This window comes from Caballeronia sp. TF1N1, assembly GCF_022878925.1.
In the GTDB taxonomy this organism is placed as follows: Bacteria; Pseudomonadota; Gammaproteobacteria; order Burkholderiales; family Burkholderiaceae; genus Caballeronia.
This window is the reverse complement of sequence record NZ_CP084626.1, coordinates 832,315-856,734: the sequence shown is the minus strand read 5'-3', so window position 1 is coordinate 856,734 and position 24,420 is coordinate 832,315. Positions and strand designations below refer to the sequence as shown.

Here is a 24,420-nt window from a genome sequence, read left to right as displayed (position 1 = left end):
ATGCACTCGTGGTCCCTGCTGTCCGACGGCTTCTTTTTGTCGTTGTCGCTGTGTCTGGATATTGGCATTGCCAATGTCGCGATCATTTCGCTCGTGCTGTCGCACGGCTTCAAACCAGGATTCGTGCTCGGCCTCGGGACCTGTTTCGGCGATCTCTTCTACGCGGCGCTCGCGCTGGCCGGCATGTCGGCGCTTCTGCAATTCGCGGCCGTGCGATGGGTCGTGTGGATCGGCGGGGCGATCGTGCTTCTGTTCCTCACGTGGAAGATGGCGCGCGAGTCGCTGAATCCCGCATCCGCGCCGCCTGTCGAAGGCGAAGCCGACGACCGTCTGCCACGCCAAAGTCATGCGAAGAGTTTCGTGCGTGGCTGTTTGCTCGCGGTGTCGTCGCCAAGTGCGATTCTGTGGTTCGCGGCCGTGGGCGGCGCGTTGATCGCCAAGGCCGGCGCGACCAGCGCGATGAGCGCGTCCGTTTTCCTGATCGGCTTCTTTTGCGGCGGACTCGGCTGGACGCTCTTCGTCTGCACGCTGGCGAGCCACGGCCGCAAGCGCGCGGGCACGAGCCTGCTGCGCGCGTGTCATGTGCTTTCGGCCGTGCTATTCGCTTATTTCGCGTACAGCGTAATCGTCAATGGTTACCGCGATCTGATCGTGCACGCGCCGGTTTGAGCGACGCATGACGTTCGCGCGATGAGCGAGCTCACGTCAGGCGACGAATTCCGCCAGACGCGCCAGATCGACGTTGCCGCCGCTCACGATCACACCCACGCGCTTGCCTTCCACCGGCACCACTTTCTGCAGCACCGCCGCGGCGGCCAGACAGCCGGTCGGCTCGACGACCATCTTCATGCGTTGCGCGAAAAAGCGCAGCGTGTCGATCAACTGGGCGTCGCTCACGGTGACGATGCTGTCCACATGACGCTGGATGATCGGGAAGTTGTATTCGCCGACATGCGTGGAAGCGGCGCCATCGGCGATCGTGCGCGGCACTTCGATATGCACGATCTCGCCGCGCGCGAGTGACTGCTGCGCGTCGTTGCCCGCTTCCGGCTCAACGCCGATCACCTTGCACGACGGGCTGAGCGCGGCAGCGGCGAGAGCGCATCCGCCGATCAGCCCGCCGCCGCCGAGGCAGACGAACAGGTAATCCAGCGGTCCGGTTTCTTCGATCAATTCCTTTGCCGCCGTGCCCTGCCCCGCGATCACATGTGGATGATCGTATGGCGGGATCAGGGTCATGCCGCGTTCCTCTGCGAGCGCGCGGCCGATTTCCTCGCGGTTCTGCGTATAGCGATCGTAGGTGATCACTTCGCCGCCATAGCCGCGCGTCGCGGCCATCTTCGCGGCAGGCGCGTCTTCGGGCATGACGATGGTCGCGCGGATGCCCGAGAGCTTCGCCGACAACGCGATGGCCTGCGCATGATTGCCCGACGAGTACGTGATAACGCCGGCTTTGCGCTGGGCATCGTCGAAATGGGACAACGCGTTATAGGCGCCGCGAAACTTGAACGCGCCCATGCGCTGGAAGTTTTCGCATTTGAAGAAGAGCGACGCGCCCGACATGGCGTCGGCCGTGGTGGACGTGAGAACCGGCGTGCGATGCGCGACGCCTTCGATGCGGCGAGCGGCATCGGCGACGTCTTCGAAGGTAGGTGCGGGAAGTGAGGACATGGGACGAGGACGAGGGGTGAGGAGAGCTGTCATTGTCCCAGTTATGACGCGCTTCTGAAAAGCGATGCCGCAACGAAAAAAGCGATGCAGGTCCGCTTGGGGACATGCATCGCCAGGAGATTCGACAGCCGAATTGTCGATTAGCGGTGCCAGTAGCCCGGACCGCCACGATAGTAGCCGGGACCGCCCCGGTAGTAGCCGTGATGATAGTAAGGGCGACCGTAGTAGCCGTAACCATAACTTCCGACGACGACCGGAGGCGGCGGCGCATAGACCACGGGCGGCGGCGGCGCAACATACACCGGCTGCTGCGGCGCTACGTACACCGGCGCGGGCGGCGCGACATAAACCGGCGGCGGCGGCGCCTGATAAACCGGATACGCGGGAACCCCGATCCCGATACCCACCGAAACATGCGCCTGTGCAGCGCCGGCAATGCCGACACCCAGCGCCCCTGCAACCATCCAATAAGCGGGCCTTTTCACCTTCGTTCTCCTCGCCGCCTGCTGCCGATCCGTACGGCACGACAAACGACGGTATGGCTTCAATCTATCGAAAAAGGCCAAATGCCGCTGGAACCATATGTTGCAAATTGCAAGTTTTCTTACGCTTCTGGAAAGGCTTGAACGTGCTCGCCAACGCGAGTCGGCCGTCCGGCGTGCCTTTCGATCAGCGAGAGTTCTGCGATGGGACTTTCGCCGCCCAACAAGTAACGACATTTACAAATGCAAAGAAAAACCCCGCCGGGCAGTCGATCAGGCGGGGCTTTACCAACACAAAGTTCGAATAGCGACGACGCTTCAACCCACCTTCACATAAGCGAATTCGCGCGAGACATTCGGCGGCACGTATGCCCCGCTGATGACCACCCGAGGCGTTAGACGCTTTTTCTGATCCCACCAGCGACGCCGCTGGGCCTGGCTCAAGAATCGCAAATGTTTTCGATAAGAGAAAATGCTCACAGCGACCTCCGAACGTAGCGATTAAACCTCACGGAAAACCGTGCGCTTTCTCGCGCCACCTTTTTCCCTGTTGATCCGTATTTTCTTTAGTATTCGCGCCCTGTCCGTGCATCAATGTGCGGGAAAGAACCCAAGCCTTTCGATCGGTGTGTGTTGAACCACATTCGGCGTAAAGACTCGCGGGCTTTCAGACAAAAGCGGGAAATGGTTCCGAAGGCCTCGGCTACTTGTGTTTTTTCGGCCACCTTTACGCCTCGTTGCCAGATAAATCCCCCAACTTTTCTATGTAACCGGTTTCGCTTTTCGTTTCCCCATCCTGCCAGTTTTACGTAAAACGCGCCTTTTGCGATCGTCTCGAATTGACAACACTAGGGTTTTCCGTCGCGAGAAACCCTTTCCTATAGGTTCGCGAACGCTCCTTGCATGCGCCTTTCAAGCCGCGGAACCTCAAACGGCCGCGCCTTGTGCGACAACGCGCCCAAGCCGCCGTCAAGCCATGTTAAGGTGACGTCCGGCGCCCCACCGAGCTTATCCGGTGGGCGGGGAAGCAAGGCGCAGAAAAGCCGCCGTGTCCGCAGGACGAGTCAGTCGAGAACGAACGACGATCAAGGTCGGCATCGACGCTTCGCTTGTTGGCGGGTTATCGCGCGGCGCAAGACTTATCGATTACGCACCTGCGCATCTTTTCGCGGCGAGTGGCCCGGCCGTCGCCTTCCCTTAGCTTCGCTCACCCTATCCAGCGCAGGTTCGAACCCTGTGCGGCTTCATCGAGGAACCGAGATGTTCGGCGAGATCGCCCGTTTTCTGCTTAATACCGTCTTCACTCTGTTCGGCGCGGCGCTTTTGCTGCGCGCATGGATGCAGGTCGTGCGCATGCCGCCCTATAACCCGGTCTCGAACGGCGTGATGCAGGCAACCAACTGGATCGTGCTGCCGCTGCGCAAGATCCTGCCCGGCGGCAAGATCGACTGGGCGAGCATTCTCGCCGCGTTCATCGCTTCGCTCGTCTACGTGACGTTGATGGTCGTGCTGGCCAACGTCGATCCGACGCTCATGATGCCGATGATCCTGCTCGTCGCCCTTCTCACCGTCGTGAAGTGGGCGCTGAACCTCATCATCTGGATGACGATTCTGATGGCGCTGCTTTCGTGGCTCAATCCGCAATCGCCGGCCATGCCGCTTTTGTTTCAGATCACCGCGCCGTTTCTCGATCCCCTGCGACGCATTTTGCCGCGCTTGGGAGGCATCGATTTGTCACCGATCCTGCTGTTTGTCATCGTGCAGGTATTGTTGATGGTGGTCACGCGTCTCGCCGTTTCGATGACCTTGTTCGGCATCTGAACGAGTTCCGCATGGTGGCCGGCGCCGGGGCAGCAATTGCGCTGTGCCGCGCCGCCGCTTAAAATAGCGGGCTCACGCGGGCGTCGTATAATGGCCATTACCGTAGCTTCCCAAGCTACAGACGTGGGTTCGATTCCCATCGCCCGCTCCAGCATCGCCGAGAAAGCCGCCTGTCGTTGTCCGGGCGGCTTTTTAGTTTCCACGCTCTGCACGCGTGCGGATTCGCCAGCCGCGCCGCGTTAGTCACGCACTCTGCTCTCGCCATGAATCACGATTCCCAGGACGACGCCACGTCGTCCAGCGCTCCCGCCGACGAAACCTCCACGCTGCGCCATCGCCGTATCCGCAGCTTCGTGACGCGCGCGGGCCGCGTGTCGCCGGGCCAGCAGCGCGCCATCGATCAACTCGGACCACGTTACATCGTGCCGTATGACGCGCAAGTCGCCGACTGGTCAGCCGTGTTCGGACGCGAAGCGCCGCGCGTGCTGGAAATCGGCTTCGGCATGGGCGGGACAACAGCGGAAATCGCGGCCAAGCGTCCGGGCGACGACTTCATCGGCGTGGAAGTGCACGAGCCGGGCGTGGGCGCCTTGCTGAAGCTGATTGGCGAACAAGGGCTCGGCAACCTGCGAATTCTTCAGCACGACGCCGTGGAAGTGCTCGAACACATGATCGCGCCGGCTAGTCTGGATGGCGTACACATTTATTTCCCCGATCCGTGGCACAAGGCGCGGCATCACAAGCGGCGGCTGATTCAACCGAAGTTCGTGGCTTTGCTCGTGTCGCGCGTGAAACCGGGCGGTTATGTGCATCTCGCGACCGACTGGCAAAACTATGCCGAACAAATGCTCGAAGTGCTGTCCGCCGAACCCGCGCTTCAAAATACCGCCGATGGTTATGCGCCGCGCCCGGATTATCGTCCGGTGACCAAATTCGAGAAACGCGGATTAAATCTCGGTCATGGCGTTTGGGACTTGCTGTTCCGCCGCGTTTGAAGACGATCAATCTGCCCTTGAATCGAAACGCGGACATTTAGTCACGTCCAAAAAACAAAACCCACGCTTCGAAAAGACGTGGGGTTCAACTCCCGCCAGAAAGCGTGCGTGACTTTCAGTCAGCCCAACTCAAACCGCCGCTATAACCGACAATCAGAATCAACAAGCCAAAGCCGATGCGATACCACGCGAACGCCGAAAAATCGTGCGAGGCGACGTAACGCAGCAGCCACCGAATACAAATAAACGCGCTCACGAACGCCGCCACGAGCCCGATTGCAAAGAGCCCGAGATCGTTCACGGTCAGCGTGCGCCAGTACTTCGCCATTTCGTAGAGCGTTGCGCCGAAGATGATCGGAATCGCCAGAAAGAATGAGAACTCCGTGGCGACGCGGCGTTCGAGCCCGAACAGCATGCCGCCGATGATCGTCGCTCCCGAGCGCGACGTGCCCGGAATCAGCGCGAAACATTGCGCTAATCCGACCTTGAGGGCGTCGGAGTAAGAGAGGTCGTCAATGGAAGTCACGCGCGGCGCGGCGGCGCGGTCACGCTGACGCGCTTCCGCCCACAAAATGACGATGCCGCCCACGATCAGCGCCACCGAAACCGGCACCGGCGAGAACAACACCGCCTTGATGCTTTTCTCGAACAAAAGACCGAGGGCAATGGCCGGAATGGTCGCGATGATCACGTTGAGCGTGAAGCGCCGCGCGTCCGGCCGTGACGGCAAACCGGTGACTACCGAGCCGATTTTTTTGCGATATTCCCAGCAGATGGCGAGAATCGCGCCGAACTGAATGACGACATCGAAGGTTTTAGCCTGCGCGTCGGTGAAATTCAGGAGACTGCCTGCGACGATCAGATGTCCGGTGCTCGAGACCGGCAGAAATTCGGTCAACCCTTCCACGACGCCCAGAACGAGCGCCTTCACCATCAATATCCAGTCCATCCGTCAGCCCTTTTTCGCTGTTATCGCCGTTCGTGTGGAGCACCCCGCGCCAAGATTTCGACTTATTTTTCGACGATCTGAACACGTATGCCGTTTGTAAGGACTGTGATTGTACCGGGTTCGTAAGAAACGCCGGCGAACTGCAGTTCTTCGGGCTTGAAGGTGTGGATGGGATACCGTTCGAGCAATTGCGCCGCGAGCATGGCGCCGGCGGCTGCGATCTGCTGGTTGTATTGCGCGGCGTCCCCTGAGAACTGCGAATCATCGACGCTTGGCGAGACGAGAATCACCGAGCGGCTTTGCGCGTCATAGCCGAGTTGCGTCGAGAGCGTGAATGCGCCGTTGACGGGGTTGGGCATGAAGGGCGTGATGAAGCGCGCATCGACATGCACGGTTACGCGATTACGATCCGGCGCCATGCCGATGACGGGATTGCTCAACACGACATCGACGATCTGCGAGATCGTGCGTTGCAAGGGAAACTTGCGCGCGACGGCTTCCTGGACTTGCTGCTGAGAGAACGTGTAGTGATCCGGAATGAACGGGAAGATGGAATTCGAAGCTGCTTGCGTCACCGATGACGTGCCAAGCGCCGGCAAGGCAATGAGCGTGGCAAGCAGGAACCGGCGCCGGGTTAGCGCGACGGGGTTGGACATGCGGGAGTCTCCGGGGGCTGAACTGTGAAATGCAGTGAGGCTGAAACGGGTCATTGGACCACTGAACTTCAATGCGGTTGCGTGTCGACTTCAAGTTTGGCGATCCACGCGAGCGCAAACTCCCGCGTCTCCCCACACATCTCCGCCGAAGCCTGCAACCCGCCGCAACAAGCCGGTCTGCGCGGATCGCCGAAAATCGCGCAACGCAGATCATCGCCGAGTTGCACGCAACGTTCGCCGGCTGGCTTGCCGTTTGGCATCCCCGGAATCGGACTCGTGATGGAAGGCGCGATGCAGCACGCACCGCACCCTTCGCGGCACGCATGCGGCGCGCTCGAAGCAGTCGACATGACATTGGCTCAAAAGCGTAAAACCGCATTGTCCCACGCCTGAAGTTTGCGTTTCGTCAAACCCGGGAAGCCGTACTGCGACCTTATCTCGCAATTGCCACGCGCCTCGCGCTTTTACACTCGTGCGCAAGCCCAAGGTCCGTTATGACATCCTCGAATACCTTCTTCCGCCCCGATCTCCTCGAACGTTACGACGCGCACGGTCCGCGCTACACGTCCTATCCGACCGCCGTCCAGTTCATCGATTCCTTCGACCCGAAGCATTACTGCCAGGCGGCAATGAAAGCCGATCCGGCCGCCGATCTATCGCTCTACTTCCACATTCCGTTCTGCGACACCGTCTGCTTCTATTGCGGCTGCAACAAGGTCGCGACGAAAAATCGCGCGCACGCGCGGCCGTATCTCGACCGCATGAAGCGCGAACTTGCGATGCACGCCGCGCTCGTCGATACCCGCCGTCCCGTGACGCAACTGCATTGGGGCGGCGGCACGCCCACGTTTCTCTCGCACGCCGAGATGACGGAGTTGATGGCCGCGACCGCCGAGCACTTCAACCTCGTATCCGACGATCGCGCCGAGTATTCGATCGAAGTCGATCCGCGCGAGGCATCGGCGGAAACGATCGGTGTGTTGCGTGAGCTTGGCTTTAATCGGCTGAGTCTGGGCGTGCAGGATTTCGACGAACGTGTGCAGCGGGCGATCAACCGCGTGCAGCCTTATGCGATGACCGAAGGCGTCATGCAGGCGGCGCGGCGAAATGGCTTCAAGTCGATTAGCGTCGATTTGATTTATGGCTTGCCGCATCAGAGCGTCGAGAGTTTTATGCGCACGCTCGATGCGATGATCGCGCTCGCGCCGGATCGTGTCTCGGTGTTTGGTTATGCGCATATGCCGGCGCTGTTCAAGATGCAGCGGCAGATGGATGAATCCGCGCTGCCCTCGCCTGCCGTGCGGCTTGCGATTCTCGGGCGCGTGATCGAGCGCATGAGCGACGCGGGGTATGTTTATATCGGCATGGATCATTTTGCGTTACCCGGTGATGAACTCTCTCGCGCGCTTGCAGACGGGACGCTTCAGCGGAACTTTCAGGGATATAGCACGCGTGGGGATTGTGATTTGATTGGGATCGGGGCTTCGGCGATTGGAAGGATCGGCGATGTCTACGCACAGAATGCGCGTGGTGTGGATGAGTATGCGGCTGCTATCGACGATGGACGGCTTGCCATTGCGCGTGGGGTGCGGCTGTCGGCTGATGATCTTCTGCGGCGTGATGTCATCATGCGGTTGATGTGCGGTGGTGGGCTGCGGTTCGATGAGATCGAGCGGGTGCATGGCATTGCGTTTGAAAGCACTTTCGGCGATGAACTCGCGCGGCTTGAGGCTATGGTTGATGATGAGCTTGTTGAGATTGGACGCGACGGGATTCGGGTGTTGCCTGCGGGACGCATGCTGGTGCGGAACGTGGCTTCTGTGTTTGATGCTTATCTCGGGCAGGCGAGTGTGAAGCGGTTTTCGCGGATGGTTTGAGTGGGCATTATCGGCAATCGAAAACGAGAATCCAGAACAAGCAATTCAGGAAAACGGCCGTGTTCTTGCGAACCTCGCATATTTGAATCCCGGTTTGACTATGCGGGATCGACTGGGTGATTTAGCGGGAACGGCTGCGATCGGCCAGTTTCTGCCGCTCGCCTGAGCCAGGCAATGGTCATTTGAACGACTGGTTCAGCTCGATCAGCGACATTCAGCCGTTCGTGAACGTCTGCTTCGCGTTCTCACTGCGCTAGATGGACATGCTAGAACACGTGGTGAACTCGTTCCGCAAGCGCACATAGCTGCCGCGACAGCGCGTCCGTGCCGATGCGACATTCGAACGTCACTCGACGTGAAATTCGAGAACCGGGTCGATCTTGCGCGAGATCGACATGAACACATTCATCAGGCCGTCGATCGCCGCCGGGTCCGCACGAAAACTTCCGATCGTCCATTCCAGTTCGTTGCCGATGAAAGCGATGTCCTCGTCTGGAATCCCAATGCAGTCGTCGCGGCTGAGCGGCGCAACGGCGTAGAACCCGTTCATCAGCGCGGGCGCCCATCCGTACAGGTCCTCGACGATCATCTCCTGCTCCTCGGGCGACGGCTCGTGCGCGAACACCACGCGCACGGTGAAGAACTTGGAGAGATCGGCGTCGAAGTCGACCAGGAAATCGATGCCCGACCAACGGGCCGGATACGGATTGGCGCCGAGTGAACTGCTGACAGCGCCGACGAGTCCGAAAACTTGATGCGCATCGAGCACTTCCATCTTGTTCACGGGATAGTTCGCCGCGTCCTCGATGAAATGCTGCGCGAGCACGATCCACGCGCGCAAATCGCAGTTCACTGCTTCGAGTGTCCATTGCACGACGTTTCCATCGATGGTCGGTTCGCCCCAGTTCCGCACGGTCGAGGTCCACGGCGCAATGGCGTTGCCCGCGAATGCGCCGGTCGTCATCGCCAGCATGAGGGGCAGAACGCTTGCATTGAATGTGTCGGCCGCGTCCTGCGTGGGCGTGTTGTCCAGGTGCAGGCGCAGCAGGATGTCGTGCCCCGGCGACGCCAGTTCGTTCTGGTAGACGAGGCGAAACGGCAGGCGATATTGCGTGGTGAGCATGATGTTCGGCCTCGTCGGCGGTCAAGGCCAGAAGCGGCGTTCCCAGGCGTCGCGGCGGTCGGTATCCTGCCCGAACAAGGAAAGCAGGCCGTTGTCGCCGAAATAGGTGACGCCTTCGATCGCATGGGCGACCGCTGCGAGCAAGGGCGTGTGCTGGTTGCGGTTCACGTCGCCGATTTCGGGCGTGGCGCCGGCGCGCAGGAGCAGGCCATGGGGTCCGCCGAGAATTGTCACTTCGCTGGGAAGCTTGCGTTCGAGCTCCGCCTGGCCGCCGAGTTTGCCAACGAGCTTGTGGGATAGTAAAGTGAGCCATCGCGCGCCGCGGCTGCGAGCGCCGAGCGCCATGCTTACGAGCGGCGCATCCGCGATATCGAATCCGTGCGAGCGAAACGCGAGCGGCGCGATCACGAGACCGGCGTCGCGCAGCATGGAGTCGTCATCGGCGCAAAGTCCGATCGCGGCATAGCCTGAATCGCAGCGCAGATACGCGAACCAATCCATGACCATCTCGACGAATGCGTCTTCGCCGTGCTCCGACAAGAACGCACTGGGGAAGCGCATTTCCAGCACATTCGTCTCGTTCATGAATCCGCCGATCTCGGGGCGCGGCACGCCGCCTACCAGGAACGAATAGTCCGGACCATACTGCTCCGGTCCCATGAGTTGAAAGAAGATTTCTTTTTTCGCGGCCGCTTCCGGCGTCAGCATGGACTGACATTTGGCCATGACTTTCGCGTTGAGAGGCTTGAAGTCGCCCGAGGCGCTGCCGACGACAGACCATTTCAGCCGCTCGACCGGGATCGTGTTCAGGAAGCGCGACAGGCAATACGCTGCGCCGTCGACGATATCGGCGAACGGACACTGGCTGAGCAGGGCGACCACCGCATTGTCTCTCGCGATACAGTGACCTTCGGCCGCGCGCTTCATGACAGGTTCGTACATGGCGAGTCCTCGCGATCATTGGCAGCCGCTGCATGTGCCGCCGTCATGATGAATCATCTCGGGATACTTCCCCGTGTATTTGAAGTAGTTCTTTTTCTGCGTTCGCGAAATTCTTCCCTTTTTCTTGCAGTTGAATTTGAAATCGTACGCGGCGCTGGGCGGATCGCCTGTCAGAACATCTGCGCGAAAACGCGCTCCGCCGTTCGCGTAGTATGACTTTATATAGACCTTGGCCTTGTTGCAGGCGGCGCGCGCCTGCAACAAGCTAAAACCCTTTTTGCGGCACTTTCTGATTGCTTTCTGGTAATCCTTGGCTGCCAGATTCCGTGCATCGTCGTTCGAACCTGCGGGGAATCCGACCTCGGACCGAAATCCACAACTAGGATATTTCTTGGTATGTTCTTTTATCGCTTCTTCGCAGCACTGGTGCTTTTTGGTTCCGAGCGTCGTGCACGTCTGCCCGCTGGGAATTTCATCGGGGCAAGTTCCTCCATCCTCCTTCGAGCAATTGATCCGCTTGTTGCACTCTTGCGCGAGCTTTCTCAAACCGACGGCGCTGCACTGATCGAGATCCGGCACCGGAGCATGCAGCGTCCCTCCGAGACACGCCGTGTTGCCGTGATTCATCATCATCTTGTCGCTCAGCCGGCAGGCGTTCTTTCCTTCCAGCTTCACGTCGAAAGAATAGAGAATCCAGGTCGCCTCTTTCATGTTCGTGCTGGACTTCACGCCGCCGGCGGTGCCGGCCTCATCGCCGTTGCACGTCGAATATTCGGAGCCCTTGATCGCGGCGGAATTGCCGCCGTCGACCAGCACGGTGGACGTCCCTTTGTCGAGACTGTCCGACCTCGAGATGATGACGGGATAGGGCACCGGCACCGGGCCCCCGGGCGACGGCGTCTTGCAGACATCGGGCACCGTGTTCTTCGTGATGCCCGAACAGCCCTTGTGCGCAAGCGACAGGCTCGTTCCGTTGAGATGGATGGTCTCCGCCATCAGCGTTCTCCGTCGGGAGATACCGGCGCGCTGAACACCACGGCACTCCGGTCTCCGCCGATCGAACTGGCCCACAGCAAGGTGCGCGGCCCTTTGGCGTAGCCCTTGCGCGCGGCGAATGCCGCGAGCGCGACGAACAGCGGGCCCGACGCCGCGCCGACATCGCCCCAGCAATCCGCCGGCGCCTGGAAGTCGCCAGGGTCGGCGAAGCGCTGCGATGTTCTCGCCAGCATGAAGCCGAACTCATCGGCGCGATACGCCTCGCCGTTCTGATCGCAGATCGTGTCATCGATGCGCGCATCGGCGGGCAGGCCGGCAAGCGCCCGCTGCACGCACTTCGTCAGCCCTTCGCCGATGCAGACCGTCTCCGTGTAGATGCGATTCGGCTCGATCGCGTTCGCCGTCGGGCCGAGCACGCCCAGCGTCGCCAGGCCGTGCGCGCGCGCGGTATCGGCTGTGCACAGCAGGCAGAATCCGGCCGCTTCGCCCGGAATGTAGCCCCAGCCATTTATCGGCACGTGCAGACGTTCCGATGCATCCAGCCATTCGAGCGTGTCCGCCTCGATATGACTGTCCGCGCCGCCCGCGAGGACAAACGTCGCGCGCCCGGTTCGCAGGGCCGCGCACGCTATCTCCAGCGCCATGAGTCCGGCCGCGTTGCCGCGCGGCAACGTCTTCACCCACGGTCCGCGCCAGCCCTCCGCAAGCAGCGCGTGCGTTACGCTCGCCGAAAGGTCGTCCGCAAGTGTCGCACCGACGCCCGGACGCGGCTCCGGCAAGCCGATCAGCACTGCGAGGTGCGCCGCCTCGCGAATCGTGTCCGGCAGACTGCGCACCGCGTCGCGCGCGGCTGTCGCCACGAGACGGGCCATGCGCGCGTCGCATCCGAGGCTCGCTTCGAGATACGGCGCCATCGCGGCGACGAACGGATCGCCGCGACTGTCGATCATGTAGGGATGCGCATTAAAACCGGCGATGCCAGCGCGCGCCGCCGCGACCGACGCCTCAGCCGTGCGGCCCAGCGGCGTAGCGGCGCCCACGCCAACGAGCACGATGTCTGCATCTTCCGCACCTGCCGGGGCGCCGCGACTCATGATGTCCGCCGCGCCGCGCTCGCACGCGCCTTCACAAGAACGCGCGTCGTCTTCAGCTTGAGCACCTTGTGATGACACGGCAGTTGCGTCTGCCACATCACCAGCACGCGGCGGCGTTCGGGCTCGATGATGACCGTGCTGAGATTCGCGCGATGCAGCTCGCGGCTGCGATCCTCGAAATAGGTCATGAAGCCGAGCGACAGGCGCGGCAGCGCGAAGCGCAGCGTGCCCGAGTTCGTCATGTTGACGACCTCGACCGGCTCGCCACCCGTGAGGAACCCGCGCGTCTGCTGATCGGGCGGCACGCACTGGTAGAACGCGTCGTCGAAATCCGTGGGCAGCAAGGGCTGGCGCTCGCGCGCCCACGCTTCGTCGTAGGTGCCGGCCAGCGCCACGCGCGGCTTCCAGTGCGACGCGATCATGCCGAAGCCGGCGGGCTGGGGGCGGCTGTCCCACGAATGGATCAGCCGATCTGGCCATTCGACGTTCGGCGCAGGCCTTCCGCTCTGATGCGCGCGCCGCGACGCGAAGCCGACGCCCACCGGATTGCGCTCGTCCCACATCGTCAGCGGCGTTCCGTCGGGCGCGCGGTCCCGTCCGCCGAACGCGCGTTCGTAGGTGAGCGGCATCTTGACGAACGGCACGGGGTCCGTGAGCCGCAGGCCGACGATGCCCGGCGCCCACATCCGGTTGCCGAACACGCGCAAGGTCTTGTCGACGTTCGCCACGCGCACCGTCACATCGACGAACTGAGTAGGACGGCCGCGCGGCGCGAAAGCCTGGCCGTTCACCACGATGTCCGTGTTCTTCTTCGCCGGATACAGGTCTGAGTCGTAAAGCAGGCTCGATACGCCAGGCTCGCCGCGATACGCCGGTTCGAGGCACATCGGCTCCTGCTTGTCGAGCGGCGCCACGGTGCCATCCGGCGCGATGCCGAACGTTCCCTTGACCGCGACGATCCACACCTCCGCGCCGTTGCGATCGCGCACCCAGCAGCGCTCGGCGGCGAAGGGCGTTTCGTTCGTGAGGGACCACATGCCGGAAATCCTCGCCGCCCTTGATCAGGCTCGCGCGCCGCGCTGCGCGAGCCACCGGCGCTGCCGCCAGGCCGGCGAACGCATGTCGCAGTGGCGCGTATCGGGTTCGAGAAGCCGCAGATGCTCGGCCGCGAGACGCCGCCGCCGTTGCACGCCGCTGTCGATCACTTGGATGCATTGCTTCACGCTCAACGCCGCGCCGGAGAAAAAACGCTGGCGGGGCGCGAAGCGGCTTGCGTTGCGGTCCCACCAGCGCCGCACGGCCTCGGGATCGGGGAGGGGGAAATCGGCGTCGGTGTTTGCTTCTTCGTCGGGCGGAGTGGCGCTCGCGCGCGCGGCGTCCGCCGACAAATATAAGCCCGTGATGAGACTGAACGATTCGCCTGCGATACGCGCGTGGCTCACGTTGTCCGCATCGCTCAGGATGTGCAGCAGTTGCTCCGCGAAGCGAGCCTGGCCGCTCATGCCCATTGCGCAAATGAGGTCGCGCGAGCGGTCCCGGTCGAGCGCCAGCGACTGCAGCAGTTCGTCGGCGCGAGCGGGCATCGCCAGCGTCATCGCGAAGTCGAGCGCGGGCGGCCGCATCGGGCCGGGTGCGAGCGCCATGCGCATCAGCGCGTCGGCAGCGCGGTCGTGTTGCGCGAGCAGCGCGGCCGAGCGTGCGGCCCAGAAACGGCACGCGTCGTTCTCGTCGTCCGCGCCTGGTTCGTCGAGGGCATCGATACACGCGTTTAGCAAATCATGTCGACGACAGTCTCCGACCGTGCGCAAGGCGCGAGCGCGCAAGGCCGCGTTGCCGGAGCCGAGCGCGGCATCGAGCGCCGGGCCCGGATCGGCGCCGTGCGCGGCGCAGGCGAATAGTCCGACCTGCTGCTGAAACGGCCGATTCGATGCGAGCAGATGCCGCACGATGCCGCGTAGCTTTGCCGGGCGCGCCCAACCGAACGCGGAAAGGATGCCACGCGCACTCGCCGGAACGGCGTCGACCAGCGCGAAGAGCCGCTTCATCTCGATGCCGTCCTGCGTTTCCAGCGCCACGACGGCGGCGGTAAAGACTTCGCCCGCGCCGGGGTTTTCCAGCGCGGCGCGGCAGGCCGCAAGACCGGCTTGGCCGGCCGTCAGAATGCCGTCGAGATGCGCGGCGATGCGTTCGTCGAATCGCCCAATATCTCCAAGACGAGCAGTGGATGCGCGCGTGAGCCGGGTTCGCGTGTCACGCAACATCGTGGCTTCTTCGACGTGCTGTCCGACGATCCACGCGATGCAAGGCGGCGCGGTTTGCTCCGGTTTGGCGACTCGCGGCGACGCGGCGGCTTCAGTTGATTTCAACGACGGCTCCCTTGATGCGCACCGCGCCGCGCGCCCGGTGGACCACGCATTCGCCCTGAACGACGATCTTGCCGTCGCGCGTGAGCGTGATGCTCGCGTCGCCGCATCGCAGGACGAGCCGCGATCTGGCGCGCAGCACGAACTGCTCGCCGTCCGCGCTCACTTCGACGCGCTCGCCGGCCGCTTTGACGTGAGTGGCGGCGTCGCGCATCACGCCGATCACGACGGCCTTTGCCGGATCGCCGCCTTCGAACAGCGCTGCCACGCGCCGGCCGATATGCTCGCCGCGCAAGTCGGCCATCGTGCTCGCGAGTGTCGTGGTTGGCTGGCCTTCGAGGTCGAACGCCAGAACGGCCGTGAGTCCATCGTTGAGCAGGCCGACCAGTTCCCCGATCGCGAATCCCGGTGCGGCCTCGTGCGGACTGGAGGTGCAGCGCCATGCGCTCAGCGCCAACGTCTGTTCGGAGATGTCCCTGCCGGTCATGGTCTGTTCCTGGCCCCGTTGAGTTTGAACGCGGCGAGCTCCATCGATTGCGTGGTGCGCGCCTCGGTCAATAGACGATTGCGCGGCGCCGATTTTTGAATGACGAACGAGCGACGCGCCGATTCGTTCGGACTTGATGTAGGTCCGGAAGGCGGTCACAGGCTAGGATCGTGTCGTGCGATGCGCCGGATCGCACGACACGATGTCGGCAGTCGACGGCGCCTGATGTCCGATGAACATCCGGAAACGGCCGCCGATCTCGGGAATCGCTGAGCGGCAACTAAGGGTCGCAAAGCGTCTCTCACAAAGCGCCAATCAAAAGACACCTCGAATTTCAAACACTGTCAGCAAAAAATCTCCAACTTCCACGCCCACATCCATCTATCGACCACCTACCGTCAAACCCCCTGCCCGCGCCTCAACAAACCATCCCCCAAGTATTTCCCCCCACCCTGGCTTAGAATGACACCCACCCCGGGCCCCCACCGCCCATCCATTCACTCGCCGATGGACCTCCGCACAAGAAGCCCATCGTCGCGCCGCCCGAGTGCCTCAAGCGCGCATCGCACGTCACGCGCGTTTCGCATTCGGCAATGCCACTGCCCGACGCCATGCCAACCACTTCGCCGCAGTTTGCCCCGCTAGCCCATCTCGCCGCCGATCTGAAAAGCGGTCGCACCACCAGTCGCGCACTCGTCGAATCCGCGCTCGAACGTATCGCCAATCCGGCCGGTCAAGGTTCCATCGTTTTCACGCATGTCGATGCCGCCCACGCCCGCTCCGCCGCCGATGCCCTCGACGCGCTGCGCCGCGCCGGCACCGTGCTTTCGCCGCTCGCGGGCATCCCCGTTTCCGTGAAAGATCTCTTCGATATCGAAGGGCAAGTCACGCGCGCCGGCTCCCGCGCGCTCGCCAGCACCGCGCCCGCCCAAGCCGATGCCGTGAGCGTCGCGCGCCTGCGCCGCGCAGGCGGCGTGATCGTCGGGCGCACCAACATGAGCGAGTTCGCGTTCTCCGGGCTTGGCCTGAATCCGCACTTCGGCACGCCGCACTCGCCGTATCGCGCAAACGTGCCGGGCGACGAACGCATCGCGGGCGGCTCGTCGTCAGGCGCGGCGGCATCGGTGGCGGACGGCATGGCGGCCATCGCGCTCGGCACCGACACCGGCGGCTCCATCCGCATCCCCGCCACGATGTGCGGCCTCACCGGCTTCAAACCCACCGCCAGCCGCATTCCGAGGCAAGGCGGCGTGCCGCTGTCCAAATCGCTCGATTCGTTCGGGCCGATAGGCGTCTCGGTCGCGTGTTGCGCGCTAGTCGATCGCATTCTCGTTGGCCGCGAACCCGATGTGCCCGCCACGCGTCCGCTCGAAGGCGTGCGCCTCGGTGTGCTCACCAATTACGTCACGGACGGCCTCGATCCCGCCGTTGCCAGCGCCGTCGATGCGGCCATCAATCATCTGTCGGCGGCGGGCGCGCTCGTGGAAGACGTGCGCTTCGGGCCGCTAGATCGTCTGCCGGACATCAGCCGCTTCAGTCTCGTCGCCATCGAAGCATATGCGTGGCATCGCAAGCTGCTCGCCGATCACGCCGCCGAGTACGATCCGCGCGTGCTCGCTCGTCTGCTGCGCGCCGAGTCGGCGAGCGCGGCGGATTACATCGACCTGTGCGAAGCGCGCGCCGCGATGATCGACGAAGCGCGCACGACACTGTGGCAGCGTTTCGACGCAATTCTTTGCCCGACGGTACCGGTTCTGCCGCCGCGTATCGCCGAGCTGGAACAGGACGACGATCTCTTCACGCGCACGAACGCGCTCATCCTGCGCAATCCCACGACCTTCAATTTTTTGGATGCCTGCGGGCTGTCGCTGCCCTGTCATCGGCGTGGCGAGGCGCCCGTGGGGCTCATGCTCGCGGGCGCGCCGCACGCGGACGACACGCTGCTCTCCATCGGCCGGGCAGTCGAAGCGGTGCTCGATACGACGCGCTAATGTTTCGCGCCGGACGTTCGCGCTAGAATTCCTCCGCGATCTCCCGCAACTCAGGTGCTTCTTTCTCGAATCGTTGCGAAACAAATGAACAACCATCTAAATCACTTTACGATGCATCAGGACGACCGCTCCCTCGGCCGCGAGAAGCGCTTGCTCGTGTTGCTCGGGTTCGTGAGTCTCGCGCTCGTTGGCGGAGCGTTGTATCTGCAGTTCTTCCAGGGCGAAGACCCTTGCCCGCTTTGCATCATCCAGCGCTACTTCTTTGTGCTGATCGCCGTGTTCGCCTTTCTCGGCGCGGGAATGCGCGGCTGGCGCGGCGTCGCGCTGCTCGAATTGCTGGTGGTGATCTCCGCGCTCGGCGGCGTCGCGACGGCGCTGCGCCATGTCTACGTGCAGTCGCATCCCGGTTTCAGTTGCGGTTTCGACGCGCTTCAGCCCATCGTCGACAACCTGCCGCCCGCACGCTGGCTGCCGCAAGTGTTCAAGGTCGCGGGCCTGTGCGAGACGCCTTATCCGCCCATTCTCGGGATCTCGCTGCCGCAATGGTCGCTGATCGCCTTCGGGGTGATTTTCCTGCTCGTCGGCGGCAGTCTGCGTCTGAAACGCAAGCTGCGCGCCGCCGCGCGCTAATTCCGCCACGTTTTATCCCCCTTCCCCGGCGCGGGCTTCTACACGGCCCGCGCGTCTTGCCTCTTCCTTGCATCAGCACACCCGCATAATCTGGATACGGTCCCGACAATCTTTTTGAGATATTGGGATGTTAAGGTCGTGACTGGATGGCGATCTACGTGCGCGCAGTCCGTTTGTTCAAAGGCAGCCAGCGTCGAATTCGACGGCAACCCATGAAGCAGGCGGAAACCGCGTAACGCGCGCCCGGTCCGCAATGTCCCCGAGTCGCTCATGACAACGCAAACCATCCGCTTCCTTCACCACGGCGCCGTTCGTGAAATCGGCGACGCGCCCGCCACGCGCACGGTGCTTCAGCATCTGCGCGAGGAAGACCTTTGCACCGGCACCAAGGAAGGCTGTGCCGAGGGCGATTGCGGCGCCTGCACGGTCGTCGTGGGCGAGCTGGACGCCAGCGGCGAACTCGCGCTCAAGGCGGTCAACGCCTGCATTCAATTCCTGCCGACGCTCGATTCGCGCGCGCTCTTCACCGTCGAAAACCTGCGCGCCGAGGACGGCGCGCTGCATCCCGTGCAGCAGGCGCTCGTCGATTGCCACGGCTCGCAGTGCGGCTTCTGCACGCCGGGCTTCGCCATGTCGCTGTGGGCGCTGTATCACGCGCATCCGCCCGAAGCCGGGCCGCCTTCGCGCGATGAGATCAACGCCGCGCTCTCGGGCAATCTGTGCCGCTGCACGGGGTATCGGCCGATCGTGGATGCCGCCGAGCGCATGTTCGACTATCCGCGTCCCACCTTCGATCGTGCCGCGCTCAAAGACGCGCTGGCTTCGCTGCGCCGTTCGGCTACGTTCGAATATCGCGCGCCTGACGCACGCGGCGCGGCTTTTGGCACGCCCGCGTTCACCGCGCCCGTCACGCGCGCTGAATTCGCGCGCCTGCGTGCAGCGAATCCGAATGCACGTCTGCTTGCGGGCAGCACGGATGTCGGCTTGTGGGTCACGAAGCAATTTCGCGATCTCGGCGACGTGCTGTTTATCGGCAACGTCGATGAACTGAAGCACATCGAGCGTGACGCCGAGACGCTGACCATCGGCGCGGCCGTATCGCTCGAAGAGGCTTACGCCGCGCTGACCGCCGATTACCCCGAACTCGCGGAACTGTGGACGCGCTTCGCCTCGCGGCCTATCCGCAATGCGGGCACGCTCGGCGGCAACGTCGCGAACGGCTCGCCGATCGGCGATTCCATGCCCGCGCTCATCGCGCTGAATACCGAAATCGTGCTGCAAAAAGGCGAGCGTACGCGCACGATGCCGCTCGATACCTTCTACCTCGGCTATCAAAAAACCGCGCTCGAAGCGGGCGAATTCGTCGCGGCGATTCGCGTGCCGCGCGCATCGGCCGACTTGCGGTTTCGCACGTACAAGGTCAGCAAGCGTTACGACCAGGACATCTCCGCCGTGTGCGCGGCGTTCGCCATTCGTTTGGCCGACGACAACCGCGTTGCAAGCGCGCGCATCGCGTTCGGCGGGATGGCCGCGACGCCCAGGCGCGCGGCCGCCGCCGAAGCCGCGCTGACCGGCCGCGAATGGTCCGAAGCCAGCGTCCGCGCCGCGATGGCCGCGCTCGATACCGACTTTCAGCCGCTCAGCGACATGCGCGCGTCGAGCGCGTATCGGGCGAAGGTGGCGCGCAACGTGCTGTGGCGCTTCTATCTGGAAACGCGCCGCGACGCGCCGCTCGCGCTCGCGGAACTCAACGCGTTTGCGTTCGGCGCACACGGGATCGAGGCGTCATGACGCGGCCCTTCCCGATCCCGATCGCCGCGAACACGCCACTGCGCGCCAGCGTCCAAAAGGACCCGCGATGAACAAGGCCAGCGAACCTATCCAGCTCGATGCCGCGCTCGACGCCGCCGGCGCCTCGCTGCCGCACGAGTCCGCGGCGCTGCATGTGAGCGGCGAAGCCATTTACACCGACGACATCGCCGAATTGCGCGGCACGCTGCACGCGGCGCTCGGCTTGTCGCGTCATGCGCACGCGCGCATCGTCTCGCTCGATCTCGACGCGGTGCGCGCCGCGCCCGGCGTCGTCGCCGTACTCACCGCCGCCGACATTCCCGGCGAGAACAATTGCGGCCCCGTTCTGCACGACGACCCGATCCTCGCGGTCGACGAAGTGCAGTATCTCGGCCAGCCGGTCTTCGCCGTCATTGCCGAGACGCACGATCTCGCGCGCCGCGCCGCCGCGCTCGCGAAAAGCGAAGACGTCGTGCGCTACGAGCCGCTCGAAGCCGTGCTCACGCCGCGCGAAGCGAAAGCGCGCAAGGAGTTCGTGCTGCCGCCGCTGCATCTGCGGCGCGGCGACCCGGACGGACGAATCGCGGCAGCCAAACATCGGCTGTCTGGCGAATTCGAAGTCGGCGGACAGGAACAGTTCTATCTCGAAGGACAAGTCGCTTACGCCATCCCGAAAGAACAGCACGGCATGCTCGTGCATAGTTCGACGCAGCATCCGAGCGAGATGCAGCAAGTCGTCGCGCACATGCTCGCCTGGCCGACCAACGCCGTGTTGTGCGAATGCCGGCGCATGGGCGGCGGCTTCGGCGGCAAGGAATCGCAGTCGGCCGTCTTCGCGTGCGTCGCCTCGCTCGCGGCGCATCTGCTCAAGCGTCCGGTGAAGCTGCGCGCCGATCGCGACGACGACTTCATGATCACCGGCAAGCGCCACGACGCGGTCTACGAATACGAATGCGGCTTCGACGACGACGGCCGCATCACCGGCGCGCGCGTGGAAATCGCGCTGCGGGCGGGTTATTCGGCGGACTTGTCGGGCGCGGTCGCGACGCGCGCCGTCTGTCATTTCGACAACGCCTACTTTCTCGGCGATGTCGATATCCGCGCCTTCTGCTGCAAGACCAACACGCAGTCGAACACGGCGTTTCGCGGCTTCGGCGGCCCGCAAGGCGCGCTCGTCATGGAAGTCATGCTCGACGAAGTCGCATATGCGTTGAAGCGCGATCCGCTCGACGTGCGACGCGCGAATTACTACGGCATCGACGAGCGCAATGTCACGCCGTATGGTCAGCCGGTCGCGGATAACGTGATTGCGCCGCTCACGGACGAACTCATCGCAACGAGCGAATACGAATCGCGCCGCGCGCAGATCGCCGCGTTCAACGCGAAAAGCGCGGTGCTCAAGCGCGGTATCGCGTTCACGCCGGTCAAGTTCGGCATCTCGTTCAACGTGCCGTTTCTGAACCAGGCGGGCGCGCTCGTGCACGTCTACAAGGACGGCTCCGTGCTCGTGAATCACGGCGGCACGGAAATGGGCCAGGGGCTCAACACCAAGGTCGCGCAGGTGGTGGCGAGCGTGCTCGGTATCGGCTTGCAGCGCGTGCGCGTGACAGCGACGGATACATCGAAGATAGCGAATACATCGGCGACGGCGGCATCGACGGGAAGCGATCTGAACGGCAAGGCGGCGGAAGCGGCGGCGCTCACCATCCGCGCGCGTCTGGCGGAACTCGTGGTGAAGCAGCTCGGCGGCGCGGCCGCGGACGTGCGCTTTCATGGCGGCGTGGTGCAGGTCAACGGCGGGCAGATGCCGTTCGAGCAACTCGTGTCGGCCGCGTATCTCGCGCGGGTGCAGTTGTGGTCGGACGGCTTCTATGCCACGCCCAAAGTCCATTGGGACGCGCGGACGTTGCAAGGCCATCCGTTCTATTACTTCGCGTATGGCGCGGCGGTGTCCGAAGTCGTCATCGATACGCTCACCGGCGAATGGAAGCTTCTGCGCGCCGATCTGCTGCACGACGCCGGGCGCTCGATCAATCCGGCTATCGACGTCGGTCAGGTGGAAGGCGGCTTCATTCAGGGCATGGGATGGCTCACGACCGAGGAGCTCTGGTGGAACCGCGACGGACGCCTGATGACGCACGCGCCTTCCACTTACAAGATCCCGGCGATCAGCGATACGCCGCCCGTGTTCAACACCACGCTTTATCGCAACGACAACGCCGAGCCGACGATTTTCCGGTCGAAAGCGGTCGGCGAACCGCCCTTGCTGCTGGCGTTTTCGGTGCTGCTGGCAATCCGCGCGGCCATCGCCGCCAATACGGCCGATGCCGCTCATGCACCGCCGTTGCGCGCGCCCGCGACGCCCGAAGCGATCCTCGACGCGCTCGATGCATCCGTAACACAAAGCGCGGCCGCCGCCCCGGTAAACTAACGCCTGCGACAACGCAAAAGACTCTGGAGCCCCTCGATGCAAGTTTGGCTGACCGACCTGCAACACCTGCTCGCGCACGGCGATGCCGTCGTGCTCGTGACGGTCGCGCGTGTCGAAGGCTCCGCACCGCGCGAGCCGGGCACGAAAATGATCGTCACGCGCGAGGAAGCCCGCTATACCATCGGCGGCGGCCATCTCGAATGGAAGGCGATCGAAACCGCCCGGCAAGTGCTGAAGGACGGCCAGCGCCGTCCGCACATGCGGCGGCTCGAGCGTTTCGCGCTCGGTCCGAGCCTCGGCCAGTGCTGCGGCGGTGCGGTCGTTCTGTCGTTCGAGCGGCTCGATGTCGGCGATCTCAACTGGGTGACGTCGCTCGCGAAGCGCACGGCGCAAGGTCTTTCGACCGTGCGCAGCGTTTCGTTCGCGCCGATGCCCGATGCCGTCATGCTCTCCGACCCCGAACCGGGCGCCGAAGACACCGACTGTCTCCTATGGGATGGCGCGGGCTTCGACGAAAGCGGCGCGCTGCTCACCGAGACCATCGCGCCGCGCGACTTCCAGGTCGTGCTGTTCGGCGCGGGCCATGTCGGGGCCGCGCTCGTGCGCGTGCTCGCGACCTTGCCGTGTCACGTCACTTGGGTCGACGAACGCGACGCGGCCTTCCCCGCCGCGCAGTTCGTGCCGGATAACGTGAGCATCGAGCCGAACGACGCGCCGGACGAAGCCATCGACCAGGCGCGGCCCGGTACGTACTTCATCGTGATGACGCACAACCATACGGTGGATCTCGAACTCGCCGCACGAATTCTCGCGCGTGGCGATTTCGCGTTCTTCGGCATGATCGGCTCGCATACCAAGCGCAAGCAGTTCGAGCACCGGCTCGCGGCGCGCGGGATCGACCCCGCGCGTATCGGCCGGATGGTGTGTCCGATCGGTATCGACGGCATCGTCGACAAAGCGCCGGAAGTGATCGCCGTTGCAGCGGCAGCCCAACTGCTGCAAGCGGTCGAAGCCAACGCCAGCACTTCTGCGTCGTCGCAGCAGACCGCCTGACTAGCCGCAGGCGGAAGTCCCAGCCCCAACAAAGACAAGCCCATGAATCCCACACTCGCCGACAAGATTGCGCGCGCGCCCAAGGCGGAGTTGCATATCCATATCGAAGGATCGCTCGAACCCGAGCTGATTTTCGCGCTGGCGAAACGCAACGGCGTGACGCTCGCCTACGATTCCATCGACGCCTTGCGCGCGGCCTACGCCTTCACCGATCTGCAGTCGTTCCTCGACATCTACTACGCCGGCGCGAGCGTGCTGCTGCACGAGGAAGACTTCTACGACATGACGATGGCCTACGTCGAGCGCGCGCTCGCGGACCACGTCACGCATACGGAAATCTTCTTCGATCCGCAAACGCACACCGAACGCGGCGTTTCCATCGACACGGCGGTGGCCGGTATCGAGCGCGCGCTCGCCGAAGGCGAAAAGCGTGGTCTCACGTCGAAGATCATCCTGTGCTTCCTGCGCCATCTTTCCGAGGAAGACGCGCTCGCCACCTTCGATGCCGCGTTGCCGCTGTTCGACCAGTACGCGCATCGGCTGATCGGTGTCGGGCTGGATTCGTCGGAGCGCGGCCATCCGCCGTCGAAGTTCGAGCGCGTGTTCGCGAGGGCGCGCGAACGCGGCCTCAAGCTCGTCGCGCACGCGGGCGAGGAAGGCCCGCCGTCGTATGTCTATGAAGCGCTGGATCTGCTCAAGGTGGATCGCGTCGATCACGGCGTGCGCAGCATCGAAGACGCGGCGCTCGTCGCGCGTCTCGCCGACTCGCGCATTGCGCTCACGGTCTGCCCGCTCTCGAACATCAAGCTCTGCGTGTTCGACGACATGGCGAAGCACACGCTCAAGGACCTGCTCGATCAGGGCGTCGCGGTCATGGTGAATTCGGACGATCCCGCCTACTTCGGCGGCTACGTCAACGCGAACTATTTCGCCATCGTCGATGCCCTGAAGCTCTCGGATCACGAGGTCTACACGCTCTTGCGCAACAGCCTCGAAGCCTCGTTCGTCACCGATGAAGAACGCGCCGCGATGATCGCGCGCCTGGACACGCACTGGAAGCAGTAAGAA

General features: G+C 63.4%; 22 protein-coding genes and 1 tRNA gene. 11 read left to right on the top strand and 12 right to left on the bottom strand.

From position 1 onward, the window contains the following. Complete coding sequence (locus tag LDZ28_RS03945) at positions 1-669, top strand: LysE family translocator (RefSeq protein WP_244827414.1); 669 nt, start codon at positions 1-3, stop codon at positions 667-669. A 36-nt stretch (positions 670-705) separates the two neighbouring features. On the opposite strand, the gene LDZ28_RS03940 is transcribed toward LDZ28_RS03945, so the two are convergent. Next, positions 706-1,671, bottom strand: coding sequence for a threo-3-hydroxy-L-aspartate ammonia-lyase (locus tag LDZ28_RS03940; protein WP_244827413.1), 966 nt, complete (start codon positions 1,669-1,671; stop codon positions 706-708). A gap of 140 nt (positions 1,672-1,811) precedes the next feature. Next, positions 1,812-2,135, bottom strand: coding sequence for a hypothetical protein (locus LDZ28_RS03935; protein WP_284503767.1), 324 nt, complete (start codon positions 2,133-2,135; stop codon positions 1,812-1,814). Positions 2,136-3,413: 1,278 nt separating this feature from the next. Between LDZ28_RS03935 and LDZ28_RS03930 the strand changes: the two genes are divergently transcribed. The 3 genes from LDZ28_RS03930 to trmB all read left to right on the top strand — a co-directional run bounded on the left by LDZ28_RS03930 (position 3,414) and on the right by trmB (position 4,969). Then, complete coding sequence (locus LDZ28_RS03930; protein ID WP_244827411.1) at positions 3,414-3,974, top strand: YggT family protein; 561 nt, start codon at positions 3,414-3,416, stop codon at positions 3,972-3,974. 76 nt (positions 3,975-4,050) lie between these two features. Then, positions 4,051-4,125, top strand: a tRNA-Gly gene (locus LDZ28_RS03925). A 112-nt stretch (positions 4,126-4,237) separates the two neighbouring features. After that, positions 4,238-4,969, top strand: coding sequence for a tRNA (guanosine(46)-N7)-methyltransferase TrmB (gene trmB, locus LDZ28_RS03920; RefSeq protein ID WP_244827410.1), 732 nt, complete (start codon positions 4,238-4,240; stop codon positions 4,967-4,969). 115 nt (positions 4,970-5,084) lie between these two features. On the opposite strand, the gene LDZ28_RS03915 is transcribed toward trmB, so the two are convergent. The 3 genes from LDZ28_RS03915 to LDZ28_RS03905 form a co-directional block, all read right to left on the bottom strand. Continuing rightward, a complete protein-coding gene (locus LDZ28_RS03915) occupies positions 5,085-5,918 on the bottom strand; it encodes an undecaprenyl-diphosphate phosphatase (protein WP_244827409.1) in 834 nt (277 codons plus the stop codon). A gap of 62 nt (positions 5,919-5,980) precedes the next feature. After that, positions 5,981-6,574, bottom strand: coding sequence for a DUF1439 domain-containing protein (locus LDZ28_RS03910; RefSeq protein WP_244827408.1), 594 nt, complete (start codon positions 6,572-6,574; stop codon positions 5,981-5,983). A gap of 68 nt (positions 6,575-6,642) precedes the next feature. Further along, positions 6,643-6,924 carry a YkgJ family cysteine cluster protein gene (locus LDZ28_RS03905; protein ID WP_244827407.1) on the bottom strand — a complete coding sequence of 94 codons (282 nt, stop codon included), beginning with the start codon at positions 6,922-6,924 and terminating at the stop codon, positions 6,643-6,645. 144 nt (positions 6,925-7,068) lie between these two features. On the opposite strand from LDZ28_RS03905, the gene hemN reads away from it, so the two are divergent. Then, positions 7,069-8,451 (top strand): oxygen-independent coproporphyrinogen III oxidase, encoded by a 1,383-nt coding sequence (gene hemN / locus LDZ28_RS03900; RefSeq protein WP_244827406.1) that lies wholly within the window; start codon positions 7,069-7,071, stop codon positions 8,449-8,451. Between the two features lie 346 nt (positions 8,452-8,797). Here the strand turns inward: hemN and LDZ28_RS03895 are convergent, their stop codons facing one another. Genes LDZ28_RS03895 through LDZ28_RS03865 form a run of 7 tightly spaced genes read right to left on the bottom strand, consistent with a single transcriptional unit; the run spans position 8,798 to position 15,456 of the window. Next, complete coding sequence (locus LDZ28_RS03895) at positions 8,798-9,574, bottom strand: hypothetical protein (RefSeq protein WP_244827405.1); 777 nt, start codon at positions 9,572-9,574, stop codon at positions 8,798-8,800. Between the two features lie 21 nt (positions 9,575-9,595). Beyond that, a complete protein-coding gene (locus LDZ28_RS03890; RefSeq protein WP_244827404.1) occupies positions 9,596-10,516 on the bottom strand; it encodes a type VI immunity family protein in 921 nt (306 codons plus the stop codon). Positions 10,517-10,531: 15 nt separating this feature from the next. Continuing rightward, a complete protein-coding gene (locus tag LDZ28_RS03885) occupies positions 10,532-11,512 on the bottom strand; it encodes a DUF4150 domain-containing protein (RefSeq protein WP_244827403.1) in 981 nt (326 codons plus the stop codon). After that, entirely contained in the window at positions 11,512-12,606 is a 1,095-nt protein-coding gene (locus tag LDZ28_RS03880; RefSeq protein ID WP_244827402.1) for a beta-ketoacyl synthase N-terminal-like domain-containing protein, read from the bottom strand. Before LDZ28_RS03880 ends, LDZ28_RS03885 begins: the two co-directional genes overlap by 1 nt. Next, on the bottom strand, positions 12,603-13,643 hold the full coding sequence (locus LDZ28_RS03875; RefSeq protein WP_244827401.1) for a DUF2169 domain-containing protein: 1,041 nt from the start codon (positions 13,641-13,643) through the stop codon (positions 12,603-12,605). The genes LDZ28_RS03880 and LDZ28_RS03875 overlap by 4 nt, the downstream gene beginning before the upstream one ends. A gap of 24 nt (positions 13,644-13,667) precedes the next feature. Then, positions 13,668-14,972 (bottom strand): TIGR02270 family protein, encoded by a 1,305-nt coding sequence (locus LDZ28_RS03870; protein WP_244827400.1) that lies wholly within the window; start codon positions 14,970-14,972, stop codon positions 13,668-13,670. Then, on the bottom strand, positions 14,959-15,456 hold the full coding sequence (locus LDZ28_RS03865; RefSeq protein ID WP_244827399.1) for a DUF6484 domain-containing protein: 498 nt from the start codon (positions 15,454-15,456) through the stop codon (positions 14,959-14,961). The genes LDZ28_RS03870 and LDZ28_RS03865 overlap by 14 nt, the downstream gene beginning before the upstream one ends. A 593-nt stretch (positions 15,457-16,049) precedes the next feature. On the opposite strand from LDZ28_RS03865, the gene LDZ28_RS03860 reads away from it, so the two are divergent. The 6 genes from LDZ28_RS03860 to LDZ28_RS03835 all read left to right on the top strand — a co-directional run bounded on the left by LDZ28_RS03860 (position 16,050) and on the right by LDZ28_RS03835 (position 24,417). Further along, the gene (locus tag LDZ28_RS03860; RefSeq protein WP_370652091.1) at positions 16,050-17,447 is read left to right on the top strand and encodes an amidase; all 1,398 of its coding nucleotides are present in this window, start codon (positions 16,050-16,052) and stop codon (positions 17,445-17,447) included. Between the two features lie 111 nt (positions 17,448-17,558). Then, positions 17,559-18,077, top strand: coding sequence for a disulfide bond formation protein B (locus LDZ28_RS03855; RefSeq protein ID WP_244827988.1), 519 nt, complete (start codon positions 17,559-17,561; stop codon positions 18,075-18,077). Positions 18,078-18,347: 270 nt separating this feature from the next. Continuing rightward, the gene (gene xdhA / locus LDZ28_RS03850) at positions 18,348-19,868 is read left to right on the top strand and encodes a xanthine dehydrogenase small subunit (protein ID WP_244827398.1); all 1,521 of its coding nucleotides are present in this window, start codon (positions 18,348-18,350) and stop codon (positions 19,866-19,868) included. Positions 19,869-19,935: 67 nt separating this feature from the next. Further along, a complete protein-coding gene (xdhB, locus tag LDZ28_RS03845; RefSeq protein ID WP_244827397.1) occupies positions 19,936-22,299 on the top strand; it encodes a xanthine dehydrogenase molybdopterin binding subunit in 2,364 nt (787 codons plus the stop codon). Positions 22,300-22,335: 36 nt separating this feature from the next. Beyond that, a complete protein-coding gene (gene xdhC / locus LDZ28_RS03840) occupies positions 22,336-23,352 on the top strand; it encodes a xanthine dehydrogenase accessory protein XdhC (RefSeq protein ID WP_244827396.1) in 1,017 nt (338 codons plus the stop codon). Positions 23,353-23,394: 42 nt separating this feature from the next. Further along, complete coding sequence (locus tag LDZ28_RS03835) at positions 23,395-24,417, top strand: adenosine deaminase (protein WP_244827395.1); 1,023 nt, start codon at positions 23,395-23,397, stop codon at positions 24,415-24,417. The last annotated feature ends 3 nt before the right edge of the window (positions 24,418-24,420 follow it).

Coding starts and splice junctions, on each gene's coding strand:
- LDZ28_RS03945 (WP_244827414.1), top strand. CDS start 1: ATGCACTCGTGGTCCCTGCTGTCCGACGGCTTCTTTTTGTCGTTGTCG.
- LDZ28_RS03940 (WP_244827413.1), bottom strand. CDS start 1,671: ATGTCCTCACTTCCCGCACCTACCTTCGAAGACGTCGCCGATGCCGCT.
- LDZ28_RS03935 (WP_284503767.1), bottom strand. CDS start 2,135: ATGGTTGCAGGGGCGCTGGGTGTCGGCATTGCCGGCGCTGCACAGGCG.
- LDZ28_RS03930 (WP_244827411.1), top strand. CDS start 3,414: ATGTTCGGCGAGATCGCCCGTTTTCTGCTTAATACCGTCTTCACTCTG.
- trmB (WP_244827410.1), top strand. CDS start 4,238: ATGAATCACGATTCCCAGGACGACGCCACGTCGTCCAGCGCTCCCGCC.
- LDZ28_RS03915 (WP_244827409.1), bottom strand. CDS start 5,918: ATGGACTGGATATTGATGGTGAAGGCGCTCGTTCTGGGCGTCGTGGAA.
- LDZ28_RS03910 (WP_244827408.1), bottom strand. CDS start 6,574: ATGTCCAACCCCGTCGCGCTAACCCGGCGCCGGTTCCTGCTTGCCACG.
- LDZ28_RS03905 (WP_244827407.1), bottom strand. CDS start 6,924: ATGTCGACTGCTTCGAGCGCGCCGCATGCGTGCCGCGAAGGGTGCGGT.
- hemN (WP_244827406.1), top strand. CDS start 7,069: ATGACATCCTCGAATACCTTCTTCCGCCCCGATCTCCTCGAACGTTAC.
- LDZ28_RS03895 (WP_244827405.1), bottom strand. CDS start 9,574: ATGCTCACCACGCAATATCGCCTGCCGTTTCGCCTCGTCTACCAGAAC.
- LDZ28_RS03890 (WP_244827404.1), bottom strand. CDS start 10,516: ATGTACGAACCTGTCATGAAGCGCGCGGCCGAAGGTCACTGTATCGCG.
- LDZ28_RS03885 (WP_244827403.1), bottom strand. CDS start 11,512: ATGGCGGAGACCATCCATCTCAACGGAACGAGCCTGTCGCTTGCGCAC.
- LDZ28_RS03880 (WP_244827402.1), bottom strand. CDS start 12,606: ATGAGTCGCGGCGCCCCGGCAGGTGCGGAAGATGCAGACATCGTGCTC.
- LDZ28_RS03875 (WP_244827401.1), bottom strand. CDS start 13,643: ATGTGGTCCCTCACGAACGAAACGCCCTTCGCCGCCGAGCGCTGCTGG.
- LDZ28_RS03865 (WP_244827399.1), bottom strand. CDS start 15,456: ATGACCGGCAGGGACATCTCCGAACAGACGTTGGCGCTGAGCGCATGG.
- LDZ28_RS03860 (WP_370652091.1), top strand. CDS start 16,050: ATGCCACTGCCCGACGCCATGCCAACCACTTCGCCGCAGTTTGCCCCG.
- LDZ28_RS03855 (WP_244827988.1), top strand. CDS start 17,559: ATGCATCAGGACGACCGCTCCCTCGGCCGCGAGAAGCGCTTGCTCGTG.
- xdhA (WP_244827398.1), top strand. CDS start 18,348: ATGACAACGCAAACCATCCGCTTCCTTCACCACGGCGCCGTTCGTGAA.
- xdhB (WP_244827397.1), top strand. CDS start 19,936: ATGAACAAGGCCAGCGAACCTATCCAGCTCGATGCCGCGCTCGACGCC.
- xdhC (WP_244827396.1), top strand. CDS start 22,336: ATGCAAGTTTGGCTGACCGACCTGCAACACCTGCTCGCGCACGGCGAT.
- LDZ28_RS03835 (WP_244827395.1), top strand. CDS start 23,395: ATGAATCCCACACTCGCCGACAAGATTGCGCGCGCGCCCAAGGCGGAG.